The organism is Pseudomonas sp. B16(2017), assembly GCF_002113205.1.
GTDB lineage: Bacteria > Pseudomonadota > Gammaproteobacteria > Pseudomonadales > Pseudomonadaceae > Aquipseudomonas > Aquipseudomonas pharyngis.
This window is the reverse complement of the sequence record NZ_NEKA01000009.1, coordinates 244,093-264,407: the sequence shown is the minus strand read 5'-3', so window position 1 is coordinate 264,407 and position 20,315 is coordinate 244,093. Positions and strand designations below refer to the sequence as shown.

The 20,315-nt window shown below is 61.9% G+C and carries 20 protein-coding genes; 7 read left to right on the top strand and 13 right to left on the bottom strand.

Annotated features, from left to right (window positions below; genetic code table 11):
• Together CAG25_RS17980 and CAG25_RS17975 are read right to left on the bottom strand one after the other, a co-directional pair.
• A partial coding sequence (locus CAG25_RS17980) for a YgcG family protein (RefSeq protein WP_085690984.1) occupies positions 1-721 on the bottom strand: 721 nt, incomplete at its 3' end.
• 13 nt (positions 722-734) lie between these two features.
• Complete coding sequence (locus CAG25_RS17975; protein WP_039771481.1) at positions 735-1,343, bottom strand: LemA family protein; 609 nt, start codon at positions 1,341-1,343, stop codon at positions 735-737.
• A gap of 260 nt (positions 1,344-1,603) precedes the next feature.
• Here CAG25_RS17975 and bglX point away from each other — a divergent pair, with 260 nt between their 5' ends.
• Positions 1,604-3,895 (top strand): beta-glucosidase BglX, encoded by a 2,292-nt coding sequence (bglX, locus tag CAG25_RS17970; RefSeq protein ID WP_085612396.1) that lies wholly within the window; start codon positions 1,604-1,606, stop codon positions 3,893-3,895.
• An 81-nt stretch (positions 3,896-3,976) separates the two neighbouring features.
• Here bglX and CAG25_RS17965 read toward each other — a convergent pair whose 3' ends face one another.
• The 9 genes from CAG25_RS17965 to CAG25_RS17925 form a co-directional block, all read right to left on the bottom strand.
• Positions 3,977-5,134 carry a phosphatidylserine/phosphatidylglycerophosphate/cardiolipin synthase family protein gene (locus tag CAG25_RS17965; protein ID WP_064594021.1) on the bottom strand — a complete coding sequence of 386 codons (1,158 nt, stop codon included), beginning with the start codon at positions 5,132-5,134 and terminating at the stop codon, positions 3,977-3,979.
• 1 nt (position 5,135) lies between these two features.
• Entirely contained in the window at positions 5,136-5,726 is a 591-nt protein-coding gene (locus CAG25_RS17960; protein ID WP_085612395.1) for a YceI family protein, read from the bottom strand.
• A gap of 81 nt (positions 5,727-5,807) precedes the next feature.
• Complete coding sequence (locus CAG25_RS17955; RefSeq protein ID WP_085612394.1) at positions 5,808-6,575, bottom strand: IclR family transcriptional regulator; 768 nt, start codon at positions 6,573-6,575, stop codon at positions 5,808-5,810.
• A gap of 59 nt (positions 6,576-6,634) precedes the next feature.
• Complete coding sequence (locus CAG25_RS17950) at positions 6,635-8,092, bottom strand: amidase (RefSeq protein WP_085612393.1); 1,458 nt, start codon at positions 8,090-8,092, stop codon at positions 6,635-6,637.
• Positions 8,089-9,399, bottom strand: coding sequence for a citrate-proton symporter (locus CAG25_RS17945; protein WP_085612392.1), 1,311 nt, complete (start codon positions 9,397-9,399; stop codon positions 8,089-8,091). The genes CAG25_RS17950 and CAG25_RS17945 overlap by 4 nt, the downstream gene beginning before the upstream one ends.
• Positions 9,400-9,478: 79 nt before the next feature.
• Positions 9,479-10,654 carry a M20 aminoacylase family protein gene (locus tag CAG25_RS17940; RefSeq protein ID WP_064594011.1) on the bottom strand — a complete coding sequence of 392 codons (1,176 nt, stop codon included), beginning with the start codon at positions 10,652-10,654 and terminating at the stop codon, positions 9,479-9,481.
• 143 nt (positions 10,655-10,797) lie between these two features.
• Entirely contained in the window at positions 10,798-11,100 is a 303-nt protein-coding gene (locus CAG25_RS17935) for a hypothetical protein (RefSeq protein ID WP_039771461.1), read from the bottom strand.
• Entirely contained in the window at positions 11,097-12,176 is a 1,080-nt protein-coding gene (locus CAG25_RS17930; RefSeq protein WP_085612391.1) for a serine hydrolase, read from the bottom strand. Before CAG25_RS17930 ends, CAG25_RS17935 begins: the two co-directional genes overlap by 4 nt.
• Before the next feature lie 31 nt (positions 12,177-12,207).
• Complete coding sequence (locus tag CAG25_RS17925) at positions 12,208-13,113, bottom strand: acyl-CoA dehydrogenase family protein (RefSeq protein WP_085612390.1); 906 nt, start codon at positions 13,111-13,113, stop codon at positions 12,208-12,210.
• 153 nt (positions 13,114-13,266) lie between these two features.
• Here CAG25_RS17925 and olsB point away from each other — a divergent pair, with 153 nt between their 5' ends.
• Positions 13,267-14,022, top strand: coding sequence for an L-ornithine N(alpha)-acyltransferase (gene olsB, locus CAG25_RS17920; protein WP_064594004.1), 756 nt, complete (start codon positions 13,267-13,269; stop codon positions 14,020-14,022).
• Positions 14,022-14,816 (top strand): 1-acyl-sn-glycerol-3-phosphate acyltransferase, encoded by a 795-nt coding sequence (locus tag CAG25_RS17915; protein WP_085612389.1) that lies wholly within the window; start codon positions 14,022-14,024, stop codon positions 14,814-14,816. The genes olsB and CAG25_RS17915 overlap by 1 nt, the downstream gene beginning before the upstream one ends.
• 14 nt (positions 14,817-14,830) lie before the next feature.
• On the opposite strand, the gene CAG25_RS17910 is transcribed toward CAG25_RS17915, so the two are convergent.
• Positions 14,831-15,403 (bottom strand): ACP phosphodiesterase, encoded by a 573-nt coding sequence (locus tag CAG25_RS17910; protein WP_085612388.1) that lies wholly within the window; start codon positions 15,401-15,403, stop codon positions 14,831-14,833.
• Between the two features lie 171 nt (positions 15,404-15,574).
• Between CAG25_RS17910 and CAG25_RS17905 the strand changes: the two genes are divergently transcribed.
• The 4 genes from CAG25_RS17905 (at position 15,575) to CAG25_RS28430 (ending at position 19,024) form a co-directional block, all read left to right on the top strand.
• Positions 15,575-15,877 carry a helix-turn-helix transcriptional regulator gene (locus CAG25_RS17905; RefSeq protein ID WP_007957866.1) on the top strand — a complete coding sequence of 101 codons (303 nt, stop codon included), beginning with the start codon at positions 15,575-15,577 and terminating at the stop codon, positions 15,875-15,877.
• Positions 15,878-15,910: 33 nt separating this feature from the next.
• Positions 15,911-17,074 carry an MFS transporter gene (locus CAG25_RS17900; RefSeq protein WP_011332833.1) on the top strand — a complete coding sequence of 388 codons (1,164 nt, stop codon included), beginning with the start codon at positions 15,911-15,913 and terminating at the stop codon, positions 17,072-17,074.
• A 32-nt stretch (positions 17,075-17,106) separates the two neighbouring features.
• Positions 17,107-18,156: an alkene reductase gene (locus tag CAG25_RS17895; RefSeq protein WP_007957862.1), complete on the top strand. Its 1,050-nt coding sequence runs from the start codon at positions 17,107-17,109 to the stop codon at positions 18,154-18,156.
• A 166-nt stretch (positions 18,157-18,322) separates the two neighbouring features.
• Positions 18,323-19,024: a hypothetical protein gene (locus CAG25_RS28430; RefSeq protein WP_143492951.1), complete on the top strand. Its 702-nt coding sequence runs from the start codon at positions 18,323-18,325 to the stop codon at positions 19,022-19,024.
• Positions 19,025-19,460: 436 nt separating this feature from the next.
• Here CAG25_RS28430 and CAG25_RS17890 read toward each other — a convergent pair whose 3' ends face one another.
• Positions 19,461-20,093, bottom strand: coding sequence for a TetR family transcriptional regulator (locus CAG25_RS17890; RefSeq protein WP_085612387.1), 633 nt, complete (start codon positions 20,091-20,093; stop codon positions 19,461-19,463).
• Positions 20,094-20,315: the final 222 nt, after the last annotated feature.

Here is a 20,315-nt window from a genome sequence, read left to right as displayed (position 1 = left end):
AACTGCCACCGGCACCGCTGAAGCCCCCGCCGCCGCCCCCGCCGCCAAATCCACCGCCACCAAAGCCGCCCCCTCCTCCGGAGCCGCCCCGGCCGGCGGGAAGGATACCGAGCATCTGGCAGACAAAAACAGTCAGGATGAACAACATCACCAGAAATACGAACAACGCCGGGTGCCGCGAGACGAAATCGTCCGCAGGATCGCCGGCCGATTCATACACCGTGGACGGCTCGTCCAGCGGATTGCCACCCAGCACCACCAGCATCGCCGCGACACCGTCGCTGATGCCCTTGCTGAAATTGCCGGCCTTGAACGACGGCGTGATCACCTGATGAATGATCACCGAGCTCTGGGCGTCGGTCAGCCGGTCCTCCAGCCCGTAGCCGACTTCGATGCGTAATTTGCGCTCGTCCCGGGCGACGATCAACAGGGCGCCGTTGTTCTTGTCCTTCTGGCCGATGCCCCAATGCCGGCCGAGTTCGACGCCATAGTCCTCGATGGTGGCGCCTTGCAGGTTCGGCAGTGTCACCACCACCAACTGTTCGCCGGTCGCCTGTTCGTGGGCTTGCAACTGCTGACTCAGTTGCGCGCGCACTGACGGCTCGATCATCTGCGCATCGTCCACCACCCGCCCGGTCAGCGCCGGAAAGGTCAACTCGGCCCGGGCGCTGACGGCAAACAGCCACAGCATCAGCACCAGGCCCATCTTCAACACACGCATGGGCATCCCCGGCTCAGAACTTCACTTCCGGGGCCTTGTCCGCGCCGGGGCTGGTGGCTTCGAAGGTCTCGCGTATCGGCAAATTGCTGTACATCACGCTGTGCCACAGACGACCGGGAAAGGTGCGGATCTCGGTGTTGTATTTCTGCACCGCCAGAATGAAATCCCGACGCGCCACGGCGATGCGGTTTTCCGTACCCTCAAGTTGCGATTGCAGGGCGAGGAAGTTCTGGTTGGCTTTCAGGTCCGGATAACGTTCGGACACCACCATCAACCGGCTCAATGCACCGGTCAGCTGATCCTGGGCCTGCTGGAACTGCTTGAGCTTTTCCGGGTTGTCGAGGGTGCTGGCATCGACCTGGATCGACGTCGCCTTGGCCCGGGCCTCGATCACGGCGGTCAGGGTTGCTTCCTCGTGTTTGGCATAGCCCTTCACGGTTTCCACCAGATTGGGGATCAGGTCGGCACGCCGTTGATACTGGTTCTGCACCTGGCCCCAGGCAGCCTTGGCCTGTTCGTCGAGGGTGGGGATGTTGTTGATGCCGCAGGCGGTCAACAACGTGGCCAGCACCAGCAGGGTGGCGACCTGCAAACGCGAGCGGTAGACAGGACTGACATTCATCGGACGGGTGCTCCCTTGCACATTTCATGAATAATGAATCGCGAAACATTCTCAGCCGACGGTTGGGGCATAATCGCCCCCGCCACTGGATTGCGGCGGGCCGATGGGCTAAAAAGAGGCCCTGCGCGATCACGTCGCCGAAACGTTCGACGTACATTCGGCTGTCGTTTTCTGAATCAGCACCCGAACAACAATAGTCGCTCCCTACATTTTGGCTGGCCGGTGTTGTAACGCCGTTTAGGCCCTTGAGAAAACTATTCATGAAGAAGCTGTGTTTGCTGGGCCTGTTCGTCAGCCTGGCCAGTCATCAAGTACTGGCCGCCACGACCCCGGTCCCCCTGGAAAACAAGGATGCGTTCATCAGTAATCTGATGAAACAGATGACCCTCGACGAGAAAATCGGCCAGTTGCGCCTGATCAGCATCGGCCCGGAAATGCCCCGCGAGCTGATCCGCAAAGAGATCGCCGCCGGCAACATCGGCGGCACCTTCAATTCGATCACCCGCCCGGAAAACCGTCCGATGCAGGACGCGGCCATGCGCAGCCGGCTGAAGATTCCGATGTTTTTCGCGTACGACGTGATCCACGGTCACCGTACGATTTTCCCGATTCCGCTGGCGCTGGCCTCTAGCTGGGACATGGACGCCATCGGCCAGTCCGGGCGCGTTGCCGCCAAGGAAGCCGCCGCCGACAGCCTCGACATCACCTTCGCGCCGATGGTCGACATCTCCCGCGACCCGCGCTGGGGCCGCAGTTCCGAAGGTTTCGGTGAAGACACCTACCTGACCTCACGCATCGCCAAAGTCATGGTCAAGGCCTATCAGGGCGACACGCCGAGCGCGGCCGACAGCATCATGGCCAGCGTCAAGCACTTCGCCCTGTACGGCGCGGTCGAGGGCGGTCGCGACTACAACACCGTCGACATGAGCCCGGTGAAGATGTACCAGGACTACCTGCCACCGTACCGCGCAGCCATCGACGCTGGCGCCGGCGGCGTGATGGTGGCGTTGAACTCGATCAACGGCATCCCGGCCACCGCCAACATCTGGCTGATGAACGATCTGCTGCGCAAGGACTGGGGCTTCAAGGGCCTGGCGGTCAGCGACCACGGCGCGATCTTCGAACTGATCAAGCACGGCGTGGCCCGCGACGGTCGGGAAGCGGCGAAGCTGGCGATCAAGGCCGGCATCGACATGAGCATGAACGACACCCTGTACGGCAAAGAGCTGCCGGGGCTGCTCAAGTCCGGCGAGATCGAACAGCAAGACATCGACAACGCCGTGCGTGAAGTCCTCGCCGCCAAGTACGACATGGGCCTGTTCAAGGACCCGTACCTGCGCATCGGCAAGGCTGAAGACGATCCGGCCGACACCTACGCCGAAAGTCGCCTGCACCGCGCCGACGCCCGTGAAGTGGCGCGTCGCAGCCTGGTGCTGCTGAAGAACCGGAACGAAACCCTGCCGCTCAAGAAAACCGCCAAAGTCGCGCTGGTCGGCCCGCTGGCCAAGGCCCCGATCGACATGATGGGCAGCTGGGCGGCCGCCGGTCGTCCGGCGCAATCGGTGACCCTGTTTGATGGCATGAGCAATGTGATCGGCGACAAGGCGAACCTGATCTACGCCCGTGGCGCCAACATCACCAGCGACAAGAAGGTGCTCGACTACCTGAACTTCCTCAATTTCGACGCGCCGGAAGTGGTCGATGACCCACGCCCGGCCAACGTGTTGATCGACGAAGCGGTGAAAGCCGCCAAGGACGCTGACGTGGTGGTCGCGGCCGTGGGCGAGTCCCGTGGCATGTCCCACGAATCGTCGAGCCGCACCGACCTGAACATCCCGGAAAACCAGCGCGAGCTGATCCGTGCCCTGAAAGCCACCGGCAAGCCGCTGGTGCTGGTGCTGATGAACGGTCGTCCGCTGACCATCCTCGAGGAGAAGGAACAGGCCGACGCGATTCTGGAAACCTGGTTCAGCGGCACCGAGGGCGGCAACGCCATCGCCGACGTGCTGTTCGGCGACTACAACCCGTCGGGCAAACTGCCGGTGACCTTCCCGCGTTCCGTGGGCCAGATCCCGACCTACTACAACCACCTGAGCATTGGCCGGCCGTTCACGCCGGGCAAACCGGGCAACTACACTTCGCAGTATTTCGATGACACCACCGGTCCCCTGTTCCCGTTTGGTTTCGGTCTGAGCTACACCGATTTCAGCCTGAGCGACATGGCGCTGTCCTCGACCACCCTGAACGCCACCGGCAAGCTCGACGCCAGTGTCATGGTCAAGAACACCGGCAAGCGTGACGGCGAAACCGTAGTGCAGCTGTATATCCAGGACGTCACCGGGTCGATGATCCGTCCGGTCAAGGAGCTGAAGAACTTCCAGAAAATCATGCTCAAGGCCGGCGAGCAGAAAGTCGTGCACTTCACCATCACCGAAGATGACCTGAAGTTCTACAACGCCCAGCTCAAGTACGCGGCCGAGCCTGGCAAGTTCAACGTGCAGATCGGCCTGGATTCCCAGGACGTGACGCAGCAGAGCTTTGAGTTGCTGTAAGTAACACTGCGTAAACAATGTGGGAGCCGCCCGGACCAAGCCCGCTCCCACATTAGACTTATGGAATGCTCGGAATCAGAGTTATCCGCGCCTGTCGAGCAAGTTGACCACCACCCGATCCACCCAGCCCCAGATCCGCTGCTTCACCCGCCGCCACAGTGGCCGTTTCCGCCATTCCTCCAGGCTCACCTGCTGACTCAGGCCGAAGTCCTTCTCGAAACTCGCCGCCACCGCTGCCGTCAATGACGGGTCCAGCGCTTCCAGATTCGCCTCAAGATTGAAGCGCAGATTCCAGTGATCGAAATTGCACGAACCGATGCTGACCCAGTCGTCCACCAGCACCATTTTCAGGTGCAGGAAACACGGCTGGTACTCGTAGATTTTCACCCCGGCCTTGAGCAGGCGCGGGTAGTAGCGATGCCCGGCATAACGCACCGACGGGTGATCGGTACGCGGCCCGGTCAGCAGCAGACGCACATCGAGGCCACGGGCGGCGGCCTTGCGCAGGGAACGGCGGATCTTCCAGGTCGGCAGGAAGTACGGCGTGGCCAGCCAGATCCGCTGCTGGCCGCTGTTCAGCGCGCGGAACAGCGATTGCAGAATGTCCCGATGCTGGCGGGCGTCGGCGTAGGCCACGCGGCCCATGCCCTCCCCCGTGTCCGGCACGCGCGGCAATCGTGGCAGACCAAAATGCGCGTTGGGCCGCCAGGCCCGGCGATGGCGGTTGGCGATCCATTGGCGGTCGAACAGTAATTGCCAGTCGAGCACCAGCGGGCCGGTGATCTGCACCATGACCTCGTGCCATTCGCTGGTGTCGTGGCCCGGCGTCCAGAACTCGTCGGTGACCCCGGTCCCGCCAACCACCGCCAGACGCTGGTCGACCAGCAACAGCTTGCGATGATCGCGATAGAAATTGCCGACCCAGCGCCGCCAGTTCAGCCGGTTGTAAAAACGCAGCTCGACCCCGGCTCCGGTCAGCCGCCGGCGCAACGTGAGGGTGAAGGCGAGGCTGCCGTAGTCGTCGAACAGGCAACGCACCCGCACGCCCCGCTCCGCCGCCAGCACCAGCGCCTGCACGATGGTTTCGGCACAGGCACCGGCCTCCACCAGATACAGCTCCAGTTCGATCTGCTCGCGGGCGCGGGCAATCTCGTCGAGCATGCGCGGGAAGAATTGCGGGCCGTCGATCAACAGCTCGAAGCGATTGCCATCACGCCACGGAAACACCGCGCCGCGCATGTCAGCGCGCCGTGAAGATCAGCACCGCACCCACCGGCACCGACAGACTGATGGCCGACAGGCCGGCCATGTTGCGCAGGCTTTCCAGCCCTGGCAGCAGATCGAAATCCTCGGCACTGATCACCAGCGGCTCCAGGGTCACCACCTGAAAGCGTCGGTCATCGAGGCGCGTGGCGAGCAGCTCGGCGGGGTATTCGTGCTGTTTGCCGTGCAGATTGACGGTCAGCGGCAGGCGCAATTCAAGCTGCGCGCCGGGGGCCAGATCGTTGATCGGGCGCAGGTCGATCTGGGTGGTGATGGTCGCTTCGGGGAATTGTTCGATCTGGAACAACTCCTTGCGCATGCGCTCGTCGCGCAGCGGGATGCCGCTGTTGATCGAGTCCAGTTCGACTTCGACCACGGCGCGGCCATCGGGATCGACCTTGCCGTGCAGCACCAGAAAACGCTGCACTTCGGACACGTTGGCGTTTTTCGTGCTGACGAACGACAGCCGCGACGACTCGCCGTCCAGATACCAATTGGCCTGGACCGGCAGCGCAGCGGCGCCCAGCAGCAGGCCGGCGAAGGCGTTGCACAGAGAACGGTTGAACATTGAAAACTCGTGGGGCCGATAAACGTGCACGAACCTTAACTGGCCTTGGCGTTATTGCAAACTGTCAGTCTGTGCAAACACTCAGGCCAATGCCTGCTGCACCTCGCCGATGGTCGACGCGAGGCTGTTGAGGTGCAGGCTCAGCACCCGTTCCACCGGCGCCTGATCCATTGGCCAGTGCAGCGCCATACTGCCGACCAGCCGCCCTTGCGCACGAATCGGCAACGCCACCGCGCGAATCAGGAACGGCAGGCGCACCGGGTATTCCCAATAACCTTCAGTGCGCTGGCCGAAGCCCTGATGCAAGGCTTGTTCGGTGGCCTGCAATACACCGTCATCCGCCAATTCGCGCTCGGCCAGACGTTTCACGTCCTGGCTGTCGAGTTCGCCAAGGCAGGCCCGGCCCATGGCCGAATGAAACAGGCTGGCGTGATGGCCAACGATCTGACAGTTGTTCGGATAGCGTTTGCGCAAGATCTGCGGAATCGCACTTTCCATCACTTCAACCCGTTCGCCGTCGAAGCACGACAGATCCGCCACCAGCCCGGTACGCTCGCTCAGCTCCAGCAGCATCGGCGCGGCGCTTTCCACCAGGTGGCGTTTGAAGCGTTGCTGTCGATCACCGAACAGCCGTTTGGCGCACAACCGGTAGCGGCGGTCGCTGAGGCCGCGATAGATCCAGCCCTGCTCCTGCAAGGTCGCGAGCATGCGCGACACCGTGGCCTTGGGCAGAGTCGTCAGGTAGTGCAACTCTTCCAGCCCCAACGCCTGATGCTCGCCGAGCAACTCGACGATGGCCAGCGCCCGTTCGACCGAGCGCACGCTGCCGGTGTCTGCCTTGCTGCCCATGTGTTCGACCTCCATGGATACGAATGAAAGATCACTTCGTGCAGCAAGATGCGGGCCGCTCAGGCCGATTGCAGGCATGCCGGCGGTCGCCGTTCGACCCAGCGGGTCAGCTGTTCATGAGCATAGGCCAGTTGCAGCACCGCCCGATCCGCCTGGGCCGGGCCGATGATTTGCAGGCCCATCGGCAACGCGGCCGGGTTGAAACCGACCGGCACGCTGATGCTCGGCAACCCCGCCAACGTCGGGCCTATTACCACTTCCATCCAGCGGTGATAGGTGTCCATGGTCTGCCCGCCGACGACTCGCGGCCACGCTTGCTGTGCATCAAAAGGGAACACCTGGGCGGTGGGCAGCAGCAGAAAATCGTAACGCTCGAACAACTCGCTCAACGCGCGATACCACTCGCTGCGCGCGACCGACGCCTGATAGACCTCGGCAGCGGTCAGACGCAGACCGCCCTCGATTTCCCATTGCGCTTCGGGTTTGAGCAGCGCGCGCTTTTGCGGGTCGGCATAGGCCGCGCCGAGGCTGCCCTGAACCAGAAAATGCCGGTGCGTGAGCCAGGTCTGCCACAAACGTTCCATGGAAAAGTCCGGCTGACAGGCCTCAACGTGACAACCCAGGGTGCTGAAATCCGCCAGCGCCGCTTCGCACAGGCTCAACACACCGTCGTCCATCGGCAGATAGCCGTTGTAATCGCCGAGCCAGCCGAGACGCAGGCCTCTGAAGTCCTGTTGCAGATCCAGGCTGAAGTCCCGTGGTTCATCGGCCAGCGACAGCGGCACGCGCGGATCGTAGCCGGCCTGGGTCGAGAGCAATCGCGCGACGTCGGTGACCGTGCGCCCCATCGGCCCTTCGGTGGCCAGTTGCTGGACGAACACTTCCGGCATCGGCCCATGGGGCACGCGGCCTTGGGACGGTCGGAAGCCGAACACGTTGTTGAACGCCGCCGGGTTGCGCAGCGAGCCCATCATGTCGCTGCCGTCGGCCACCGGTAGCAGGCGCAGGGCCAGCGCCACTGCCGCCCCGCCGCTGCTGCCGCCGGCGATCAGGCTCGGATCGTAGGCGTTGGTGGTGGTGCCGAACACGCTGTTGTAGGTCTGCGAACCGAGGCCGAACTCCGGGACGTTGCTCTTGCCGATGATGATCGCGCCGCAGTCGCGAACCCGCGCCACACTGATCGCATCGTGCTGCGGCACTTGCTCGGCGAACAGCGGCGAGCCGAGGGTCGTGCGCAACCCGGCGGTGGCCGCCAGGTCCTTGATCGCCTGGGGCATGCCGTGCATCCAGCCTCGGGATTCGCCGCGATCCAGTTGCCGATCACACTCATCGGCCTCGCGCAGCAGCACGTCTTGCTGACGCAGAGAAACCAGCGCATTGACCGCCGGATTGAAGCGATCAATGTGCGTCAGGTAGGCCTGCATTACCTCGCGGCACGACACCTTGCGGGCATGGATCACCCGGGACAGCGCATCGGCATCGAGGGCGACAATCGGATCAATGGCCAACGGACTCACGGTTTCACTCCCAGGTTGAGCGCAACGGATTTCTTCGCGCGTGGTGCCTCCTGCAAACAGTAAGTACCGAGCAGTGTCAGCAGGCAAGCGAACAAGACATAGAACGACGGCGCCACCGGGGTGTTCAGAACTTTACTCAGCCAGGTGACGATCAGCGGCGCGAAACCACCGAACACCATCACCGCCACGTTGTAGGCCACCGACACGCCGGTGGAGCGCACTTCAATCGGGAATTGCTCGGCCAGTACCGTCGGCGCCGGGCCGAAGAACCCGCCAATCGCCGCGCACAGCAGCAGTTGCATCACCAGCAGGCGCTCGATCGAAGGCGCCGCCGCCACCCACACATACAGCGGATAGACCATGACGAAAAACGCCAGGGTGAAGGCCATCAGCACCGGCCGCCGACCGAGGCGATCCGACAGCGCGCCGGACAATGGAATCACCACGGTCATCAGCGCTACCGCGAGCATTTGCACCAGCAACACCTGATCCAGCGGCAGGCCGAGGTTCTTGTGGGCGAAGGTCGGCATGTTCACCAGCACCACGTAGAACGACACCGTCGCCCCGCACGCCAGGCCCATTGACACCAACAGGCTGCGGCGATGTTCGCGCAGCACCCGCCACAGGCCCGGCGCTGCGCCTTTGGCTTTCTTGCGCGCTTCGAGAAATTCTTCCGGCTCTTCCATGTGCTTGCGAATCCACAAGCCCACCGGGCCGATCAACAGGCCGAGCACGAACGGAATCCGCCAGCCCCAACTGTCCAGCGCTTCTGGGGAAAACAGGTGCGTGACCAGCGCCACCATCGCTGCGCCGCTGAACACCGCCAGGCATTGCCCGACCAGTTGCCACGAACCGTACAAACCCTTGCGATGGGCCGGCGCGCTCTCCACCAGAAACGCCGTGGCGCTCGCATATTCGCCTCCCGTGGCAAAGCCCTGAAGCATCCGCGCCACCACGATCAGCAACGGCGCGCCCATGCCGATGGCGGCGTAGTTCGGCGCGAACGCGATCAGGGCGATGGACACGGTCATCAGGCGGATGATCATCTGCATCGCGGCTTTGCGCCCTTTGCGGTCGGAGTAGATGCCGAGCAGGATGCCGCCCACCGGGCGCATGAAAAAGCCGACGCCGAAGGTCGCCAGCGCCATCAGCAGCGAGGCGTAGTCGTCGTCGGACGGGAAAAATTGCCGGGCGATGATGCTCGCCAGAAAGCCATAAACGATGAAGTCGTACCATTCCAGGGCGTTGCCGATGACGGCGGCGACCACTTGCCGGGTGCGCGAAACGCCTGCGTTCGAAGTCTGCATGGGGACTCTCCAGAAGCTGTGGGTTGACCACGCAGGCGCGTGCGCACCTGCGTTCCAGCGGCAGCAAAAAGTGAAGAAATCAGGCCGGCTTGAGCCAGCTCTCGGTGAGCGCGCCCCAATACGCCGCGCCGGTCAGCAGAATGTCATCGTTAAAATCGTACGCCGGGTTATGCACCATCGGCCGCGCCACGCCGTTGCCGATGAACAGGTACGCGCCGGGGCAGCGCTGGAGCATCCAGGCGAAGTCTTCGCTGCCCATCAGTTTCGGAGTGTTGCCATCGACGGCATCGGCGCCCACCAGTTCGACGCCGACCTGACGAGCGAACTCGGTTTCGGCGGCGTGGTTGACCAGCACCGGGTAGGCCGGGCGGTGTTCGATGGTCGAGGTGCAGCCGAAGCTTTCGGCCTGGGACTCGATGATCGAGCGCACGCGGTCCAGTGTCTGAACGCGGACTTCGGCATTCAACGCACGCAGGCTCAGGCGCAGGATCGCCTGTTGCGGGATCACGTTCGCAGCCTCGCCGGCCTGTAGCGCGCCGACTGTCACTACCGCCGCCTGCTGCGCATCGATATTGCGCGCGACCACGGTTTGCAAAGCCATCACCACACTGGCTGCGGCCACCAACGGATCCACCGCCAGATGCGGCATCGAGCCGTGACCGCCAACGCCTTCGATGGTCACCGTGAGCAAGTCCTGCGAAGCCATCATTGGCCCTTCGCGAAAGCCCAGATGTCCCGCCGGCAGGCCCGGCATGTTGTGCATGCCGAACAGCGCATCACACGGGAAGCGTTCGAGCAGGCCATCGGCAAGCATCGCTTCGGCCCCGCCCTGGCCCTCTTCGGCGGGCTGGAAAATCAGCGTCAGGGTGCCGTCGAACTGACGGGTCGCGGCCAGATAACGCGCCGCGCCGAGCAGCATCGCGGTGTGCCCGTCGTGGCCGCAGGCGTGCATGCAGCCTTGATGCCGGCTGCTGTAGGCGACGCCAGTGTTCTCGATGATCGGCAGCGCATCCATGTCGGCCCGCAGCCCGAGTCTGCGTGTGCTGCTGCCGTTGCGCAGCACGCCGACCACGCCGGTCTTGCCGACCCCGGTGTGAACTTCATAACCCCACTCTTCCAGCGACCTGGCGACCAGCGCCGAGGTGCGGCTTTCCTCGAAACCGAGTTCAGGGTGGGCGTGAATGTCCTGGCGGGTGGCGTGCAGGTCGCCGGCCACATCGTTGAGCCAGGCCAGAATGTGCTGATGTCGGGGCATGACGGATCTCCTCGCGCGGGTGTTCCCGGTCTTGTTGTTCGGTGTTGTTTCACGACACGTGAACGGCAGGTCGTGCTCACCGCCAGATAACCGCGAGACACGCGAGAGGACAATCGAATGTGGTTCCACAGGGTGGAACCGGATCAGGGTTGCAGGCGACAGCCCTGCCGTTCGCCTAACCATTGGGCGCTGTTGCTGCGTCCCAGGCCGCTGGCGGTGACGATTTTTTGCGTGCGGTCATCGGTCAGTTCGCTGGGCAGCCACTGCTTCACGTAGCCCCGGCAATACTCGGCGTCGTTGTTCATGACGTAGCGGCACGAGCAATATTCCTTGGCGGTGTAGGCGCTGATGATGTCCGGGAAGGCCCACAGGTTTTCGCGCTCGTGCCAGCCCCAGCCCAACAGCACGATCAACAGCACCAGCAGGATGCGTCTGAACACTTTCATGGCCGCACCGCCCCGAGCACGCGCTTGAGCAATTCGTTGTGACGATAACTGCCGTCGCGGTCATCGGCGTAGCGCACGATCAGCAGTTTTTCGCTCGGGATCACGTACAGCGCCTGGCCCCAGTGGCCGAGGGCGGCGAAGGTGTCGGGCGGTGCGTCGGGCCATGGAGAGGGCGCGCCGTCTGCCGGGCGATTGAGCCACCACTGGCCGCCGGGCACGGCTTCGTCCTGATGAGCCTTGTAGCCGGCGAAGGGTTGGCGGTTGAAGGCGACCCAATCCTTGGGCAGCAACTGCCGGTCGTTCCAGCGTCCGTCCCGTTCCATCAGCAGGCCGATTCGCGCCAGATCCCGGGCCGTCATATAGGCATAGGAGGAGGCGACGAAGGTGCCCGTCGCGTCGGTTTCCCACGTGGCATGGCGGATGCCCAAGGGATCGAAAAGCGCTGTCCACGGATAGTCCGGATAACGTTGCGGACCGACGATGGTTTTCAGCGCCGCTGCCAACAGATTGCTGTCGCCGCTGGAGTAGCGGAACGCCTGGCCCGCTGGCGCGTAGCGGTCGTGATTGGCGGTGAAGGCGGCCATGTCGCGGTGGCCACGGGTGTAGAGCATCGCCACCACTGAGGATTTCAACGGGGCGTATTCATAGTCTTCCTGCCAGTCGATGCCGGAGGCCCAGTGCAGCAGATCCTTGATCGTGACGGCCGGGTGTTTTTCCAGCACCGGGTAATATTTCGCGGCCGGGTCATCGAGCTTGAACAGGCCTTCGCCGTACGCCACGCCGAGCACCGTGGCCATCAGGCTTTTGCTGATCGACCAGGTCAGGTGCGGCGTGTCGGCGGTGGCCGCAGCGGCGTAGCGTTCGTAGATGAGCTGGCCGTCGCGGATCACCAGCAAGGCGTCGGTGCGGATGCCTTTGCGGGTGCTGTCATCGCGGGTCGGGAAGGCATAGGCCTCCAGTGCCTCGACGGCTGGGCCGGTGAGTTTCGCGCCGGTCGGCCATTGCTCGCCCGGCCATTGTTCGGCCTGAACCGTGAAGCTGATCAGCAGCAGAAACAGGGACAGGCCTTTGAACATGGTGAGAGCTCTGGGGATGAACCTGAGAAGACTAGCCGGCGTTCATGACAGATGTGTTTTGGTTTGCCGCCAACGCCTTGGCCAGGCGTTTGGCCCGCGCACCCGCCGCCAGTTGCATGACCGACTGATCGCGCTGCCACATCGCCGCCCACTCAGGATCGCCGTTGCGCAGGGCCTGATCGACTTCCGTTTTAAGCCCGTCGAACTGCGCAAACAAACCACCGAGCAACACATGCCCGGCGGGATTGTTCGGCGGCTGGCGACTGACCTCCGCGCACCCGGCCAGCAGCGCCAGCAAGCGCAATTGCAGCGGCTGGGGCCAGCCGCTGTCCTGACCGACGCCGTACAACCACGCGGTCATTGCACTCAACACGTAAACGTCTTCAAGGGTGCGGAACGGCTTGACGTAAGCATCCCAGCCATCCCCCGCGAGCAACTCGCACAACGCATCGTCGAGATGCAGCCGGCCATGGCTGACGTCCGGCATCAACGGCAGCGCCGGGAGTTTTTCCACCCGCACGCCGGGTTCGCCGGGGTACACCACCGCCAGGCTCAGGCGCGGTGATTCGCCGGGTTGTTCACTGCGCGCGGCGATCAGCAGCCAGTCCGCCGCATCGCCGGCGGTGACGAAATCCTTTTGCCCGGTGAGGCGCAGATCCGTGAGCCGGGTCTGCATGTCCGCCGGGCGCAGGCTGCGCTGCTCGGTCGCACACATCGCGCCGAGGCTCGGCGGCGCGCTCGGCCAGAGCATGCGCAACGCCGCCTGATAACCCACCAGAAACGCCAGCCCCGGCGTCGCCATTCGCCGCCCTCCCGCCACCGCCAGTTCGAACGGCGTCACGCTGCCCAGTTGCTGCAGCAACGTGGCGAAGCCCTCGGCCAGGTCGGCAACGGCGGGCAGGCGTTCGCGACATTCAAGCAGGGTCGACCAGGTCATCAGAGGCTCCTCGTGGGCTGTCATATAAGCATCACCAAACATTCATGGCGATGACACCGGGGCTACATAGCCTGACTTTGCACAACACGGCTGCATAAAGAAAGTCGATCGGCTGCAACCCATGACGGGTTCAAGGCCCGTACGGAGATTCACATGACTCAGATCGCCCGCATCAGCGACACCGGCAATGAACGCCGCCTGCAAGCCGAACGCCTGATCGGCGCCGAGGCCTTGCAGCAAGCCCAGGCCTTGCGCTTCAACGTGTTCAGCGGCGAGTTCAACGCCAAGCTGAACGGCGCGGAGCTGGGTCTGGACATGGATGACTATGATGTTCACTGCAGCCACATCGGCGTGCGTGACCTGAACACCGGCCGCCTGGTGGCGACCACCCGTTTGCTCGATCACACCGCCGCCAGCAGCCTGGGCAAGTTCTACAGCGAAGAAGAATTCAGCCTGCACGGCCTCGCGCATCTACAAGGCCCGATCCTGGAAATCGGCCGCACCTGCGTCGACCCGGCCTACCGCAACGGCGGCACCATCGCCGTGCTCTGGGGCGAGCTGGCCGAAGTGCTGAATCAGGGCGGCTACAGCTATCTGATGGGTTGCGCGAGCATCCCGATGCAGGACGGCGGCATACAGGCCCACGCGATCATGCAGCGCCTGCGCGAACGCTATCTGTGCACCGAACATCTGCGCGCCGAGCCGAAGAATCCGCTGCCGAGCCTCGACATTCCGTCGAACGTGATCGCCGAAATGCCGCCGCTGCTCAAGGCCTACATGCGCCTGGGCGCGAAGATCTGCGGCGAGCCGTGCTGGGACGAAGACTTCCAGGTCGCCGACGTGTTCATCCTGCTCAAGCGCGACGAACTCTGCCCGCGCTACGCCAAGCACTTCAAGGCGGCCGTGTGATGAGCCGGCTGCGGGTGTACGCGCGGATCGCGCGAGTGCTGCTGGTGGTGACGCTGGGCTTGAGCATGGCCAGTGTCTTCGGAGTATTCGAACGTCTGGGGCTGGCCCATTCGATGGAGCGTCGGCAGCGCTGGTCGCGGTTTTTCATGGCGCGTCTGAGCAATGCCCTGCCCTTTCGCGTGACCGTCCACGGTGAGCTGCCGAAACAGCCGATGCTGTGGGTCAGCAACCATGTGTCGTGGACCGACATTCCGCTGCTCGGGATGCTCACGCCGCTGTCGTTTCTGTCCAAGGCCGAAGTGCGCACCTGGCCGGTGGCCGGCTGGCTAGCGGCGAAGGCCGGCAGCCTGTTCATCCGTCGCGGTTCGGGCGACAGCCAGTTGATCCGCAAACAGATGACCCGTCACCTGCAAACCGATCATCCGCTGCTGATGTTCCCGGAAGGCACCACCACCGATGGCCGTTCGCTGCGTACCTTTCATGGTCGTTTGCTGTCGGCCGCAATCGATTCCGAGGTGAAGCTGCAACCGGTGGCGATCCGTTACCTGCGCGACGGCAAGATCGATTCGCTGGCGCCGTTCATTGGTGACGATGATCTGCTTTCGCACCTGATGCGTCTGTTCAGCAATGACTGCGGCGATGTCGAAATCCATCTGCTCAAGCCGATTGCCTGCCAGGGCCGGGAGCGCGCGGCATTGGCGTACGAGGCCCAGCAAGCGGTGCAGAAAGCCTTGTTCGGTGATGTGGTCAAACCGGTCGAAGCGCAACACGCCCGCGATCTGATCGCTGCCTGATCGGCGACGTCTGCCTACAGCTGCCGGCCGGCAAAGTCCTGCAGCTGTGGGTAGAACAAGCGGAAGTCTTCGCTCAACGGTTCATACAACCGCCGCAACTCCTCCATCGCCCCCGCCAGTTCTTCAGGCCGGGTCAGGCGCCGGGAGATCCCTCGTAACACCTGCTCCAGCACTTCGAACTCCTGATACGAACCCAACCAGTCATTGGCCACCATGTGCGGGGCGATCTTCGCCAGGCGCTCGGGCAATTGCCGCTCGTTCGACAGCACGCGGTAAACGTCGGTGGTGAATTGGCCGAGCGGCCGATCGGCGTACTGCGTCCAGTCGCGGGCCAGGCAATGGTCGAAAAACACGTCGAGGACGATGCCCGCGTAACGGCGGCGAGTCGTTGAAAAGCGCGCCAGTGAGGCATCCACCAATGGGTGGCGATCGGTGAACACGTCGATTTGCCGATGCAGGGCAATCGCCGCTTCGATCTCCGGGTCGAACTGTCCTTGCAGCCGCCCTTTGACGAAATCGCCATACAGACTGCCGAGCAGTTGACCGGGGCGCTGGCCACCGAGGTGTAAATGTGCGAGATAGTTCATGGGCGCAGCTTAGCACCGCGCCCGCGGTTGTTTACACCTCACATATCGTTATAACCCGATATACCGATTTAAGCGGTCGTCAGATCAAATTCATATTGGTGTATCGCGAAGTACCGATATAAAGTTCGCCTCATCGCGATATAGCGCTACACACATCACGAGCACCCAGCCATGAACATTGACCTCGACGAAATAATAAAAGCCCTGGCACACCCAGTACGGCGAGACATCCTCAACTGGCTGAAAGACCCGAAGGCCCAGTTTCCGGAACAGATCCACAACCACGAGTACGGCATCTGCGCCGGGCAGATCGATCAACGCTGCGGCCTGTCGCAATCGACCGTCTCCGCCCACCTGGCCACCCTGCAACGGGCCGGGCTGATCAGCAGCCAGAAGGCCGGCCAGTGGCACTTTTTCAAACGTAACGAGGACGTGATCCAGGCGTTCCTCAGCACCCTCAGCAAAGAGCTCTGACCCTTAACGTCAGCCAGCCGAAAGGATTAAACGATGCCCCTCTCGCTACTCATACTCGCCTTGAGCGCCTTCGCCATCGGCACCACCGAGTTCGTCATCATGGGTCTGCTGCCCAATGTCGCGGCCGACCTCGGTGTGTCGATTCCCGGTGCCGGCTGGCTGGTGACCGGCTACGCCCTGGGCGTGGCGATTGGTGCGCCGTTCATGGCAATGGCCACTGCAAAACTGCCGCGCAAGGCTGCACTGGTTACGCTGATGGGCATCTTCATTATCGGCAACCTGCTCTGCGCCATCGCCACTGATTACAACGTGCTGATGTTCGCCCGAGTGGTTACCGCCCTCTGCCACGGTGCGTTCTTCGGCATCGGTTCGGTGGTCGCGGCCAATCTGGTGGCGCCGAACAAACGCGCCTCGGCCGTGGCCCTGATGTTCACCGGCCTGACCCTGGCCAACGTGCTGGGTGTACCGCTGGGCACCGCCCTCGGTCAGGAAGCCGGCTGGCGCTCGACCTTCTGGGCAGTGACCGTGATCGGTGTGATCGCGCTGATCGGCCTGATCCGCTTCCTGCCGGCCAAGCGTGACGAAGAAAAACTCGACATGCGCGCCGAACTGGCCGCGCTCAAGGGCGCCGGCATCTGGCTGTCGCTGAGCATGACCGCGCTGTTCGCCGCTTCAGTATTCACGCTGTTCACTTACGTCGCGCCGCTGTTGGGCGATGTCACCGGTGTCTCGCCCCGCGGCGTGACCTGGACCCTGATGCTCATCGGCCTGGGCCTGACTGTCGGCAACATCATCGGTGGCAAACTGGCCGACAAGGGCCTTGCCGCGACGCTGATCGGCGTGTTCATCGCCATGGCCGTGACCTCTACCGTCCTGACCTGGACCAGCATCGCGCTGATCCCCACCGAAATCACCCTGTTCCTCTGGGCTACCGCGTGTTTCGCCGCCGTGCCGGCCCTGCAAGTGAACGTCGTGACCTACGGCCAGGCCGCACCGAACCTGGTGTCGACCCTGAACATCGGCGCCTTCAACGTCGGCAACGCCCTCGGCGCCTGGGTCGGCGGCAGCGTCATCGCCCACGGCTACGGCCTGACCAGCGTGCCTCTCGCCGCTGCTGCGCTGGCTGTCCTGGCCCTGCTGGTGACCCTGATCACATTCCGCCAGAACGGCAATCCCGAGCTGGCCACCGCTAACTGATTCACTCACTTACCTCACGAGGGTTGTATCTCATGGCAACAATTTTCGATCCGATCAAACTGGGCGACCTCGAGCTGTCCAACCGCATCATCATGGCGCCGCTGACCCGCTGCCGCGCCGACGAAGGCCGCGTACCGAACGCGTTGATGGCCGAGTACTACGTACAACGCGCCTCGGCCGGCCTGATCCTCAGCGAAGCCACCTCGGTGACCCCGATGGGCGTCGGCTATCCGGACACCCCGGGCATCTGGTCCAACGACCAGGTGCGCGGCTGGACCAACGTGACCAAGGCCGTTCACGCGGCCGGCGGCAAGATCGTCCTGCAACTGTGGCACGTCGGCCGGGTCTCCCACCCGTCGTACCTGAACGGCGAAGCCCCGGTTGCCCCGAGCGCCATCCAGCCTAAAGGCCATGTCAGCCTGGTTCGCCCGCTGGCCGACTATCCAACCCCGCGTGCACTGGAAACCGCTGAAATCGCCGACATCGTCGACGCTTACCGCGTCGGTGCGGAAAACGCCAAGGCCGCCGGTTTCGACGGCGTGGAAATCCACGGTGCCAACGGCTACCTGCTCGACCAGTTCCTGCAAAGCAGCACCAACCAGCGCACCGATATCTACGGCGGCTCCCTGGAAAACCGTGCCCGTCTGCTGCTGGAAGTGACCGACGCCGCGATCGAAGTCTGGGGCGCCGGCCGTGTTGGTGTGCACCTGGCACCGCGCGCCGACTCCCATGACATGGGCGACGACAACCTGGCCGAGACCTTCACCTACGTCGCCCGCGAACTGGGCAAGCGTGGCATCGCCTTCATCTGCTCCCGCGAGAAAGAAGGTGCCGACAGCCTCGGCCCACAACTGAAAGAAGCCTTCGGCGGCGCCTACATTGCCAACGAGCGCTTCACCAAGGACAGCGCCAACGCCTGGCTGGCCGAGGGCAAGGCTGACGCCGTGGCATTCGGCATCCCGTTCATTGCCAACCCGGACCTGCCGGCCCGGCTGAAGGCCGATGCGCCGCTGAACGAGCCGCACCCGGAAACCTTCTACGGCAAAGGTGCGGTCGGTTACCTCGACTACCCAACGTTGTAATCACTACGCCTTGCAATTCAAAAGCCCCGGACTCGTAAGAGCCGGGGCTTTTTGTTTATCAGGGGGGGCGACTACTTGCGAAATAAACCATTACATAGCTCGCATGCACATCGATCTTGGTACTGTTATTTTCGCACCCTCCAACTAAACAAAAAGAGAAACCGTCATGAATGACACAACAAACAACACCGCTTCAAAAGACGAAAACAATCATGAAGAAACTCAAATCAAAACATTCGAAAACACTATTCCAACGTCCATTTTATCAAACTCAACCTATTTAATTAATCCAGTCGCCGCTGGTATTTTAGGCACTGTGCTTTCCAGCATCACCGACGACGAACACACCAAGACCACTAACCACTCAAAACCCGAAGATGAATTTAAAACCGTTATCAAAAAAGCTCAACAACACGAAGAAAAAACCTGGAATACGATTAAACACGAAGGCAATAACAGTATTCTGATCAATATCTACAATGGAACCTCGGAAAAATTTTCACTCACCCAATGCAGCTGGGATACCAGTGGATTCCAAGGAAAGGATTTGGTCATCCACCCTTGGACCTACATGCAGTTCATACTACGCAGCACGCCTCCAGCGATTTCTGGTGGGGCGAAACGGCGTAGATCCACCCCCGTCGGACATGCGTTTACTTACTCCGGTGAAAAACAGGCCTTTCATTTCACAACCTCAGTAAAGTTAACGGCCCCCTATGAACCGTTCGCCTTTGACACGAAAATAATCCCCAAACGCGAACATAACGTTCGTTCTATTGGCGAAAAACCACTCACCTGCGAATCTCATATAACCCGGCAACAGCCCGCTCGCCCTTATAGCTATGCCATAGTGATCAAATTAGGTTAAGTAAGACCGCCCGTATAACCAATTATTGGGCTGTCGTGAACTGAGACTGCATAGTTCGCAACCATTCAAGTAAAAAGATTCCTTTGATCGTAAAGCGGTATGCACTCAAGGATGCTCCACGATCGGCCACATCGACTACCCGACAGTATTCGTCAATTACAGAAACACGAAAAAAGCCCTGGACTCGAAAGAGTCGGGGCTTTTTGTTTATCGTAGGTCTGACGCAGCTCCAATAGGGGATCACGTCAGGATTGATTGTCTGGCACTTACCCTCTCTCACATTCCAGACACAAAATTCCTACAAAATACTGAGCTAGCAATCTGTCAATCAAGTGAACGTGCGTATATAAAAGCAACCCATTACCGCAGCGTGCGTGAAGCACCGTTCATTTTCAACATCACGGTTGACACCCACGGACCAATAACGAATTTTGTTTCATTTGCGCAGGCTGGGGCTCCAGCGCAGCATGTCCAGCCCCGTATCGACCCAACGCTCCGCCTCGGCGTACAGATCGAAGGCGTCCGGCGCCAGGAGCCATCCATAAAGGAGGCCGTCGATATAAGCGTGAATGCTGATGGCTGCCCGGGCGGTGTCGAGGTCCGCCGGCAACTGCCCACGATTGACCGCGTTACTCAGTGTCAGCGCGATCCGCACATTGCAATCGAGGCTGGCGCTCCGGCGCTGCTGACGCAGATCGCACATTTCATCGGTGAACTCGCACTTATGAAACAAAATTTCGTTGATACGCCGGGTCTTCGGATCCAGTGCAACTTTATGAAACAAATGAATCAGCAATTGGCGCATGCAGCCCAGTGGATCGGGTTCGTCCTCGCTTTCGCTGGCCTTGGCCAGTTCGTCCAACGGCTCATGCAGAGTATCGAGCATGGCTTGCAACAGATCGGCCTTGTTGCTGAAGTGCCAGTAGATGGCACCGCGCGTCACCCCGGCCAGGGTCGCGATATCCGACAACGTCGTGCGCGCCACGCCCCGCTCATAGAAGGCTTTCTCGGCCGCTTCGAGAATCTGGCTGCGCGTTTCCTGAGCTTCCTCTTTGGTACGACGGACCATGGCAGTAAAACCTCAAACAGGATGTTTCAGGGATGGCTGAATATCCGCTGAATAAAAAAGGGTCGATCTCTCGCGGATCGGCTCCCCGGCCTACAATTTCAGACCTTGCGACGACTTTTGTAACAGGATGGATACGACGCCAAGGTGTTTACAAACAACCATGAACGTAAGTATATTCATTAGCAAGCTACTTATCCACCCGATAACCCTTTTTTACCCTTC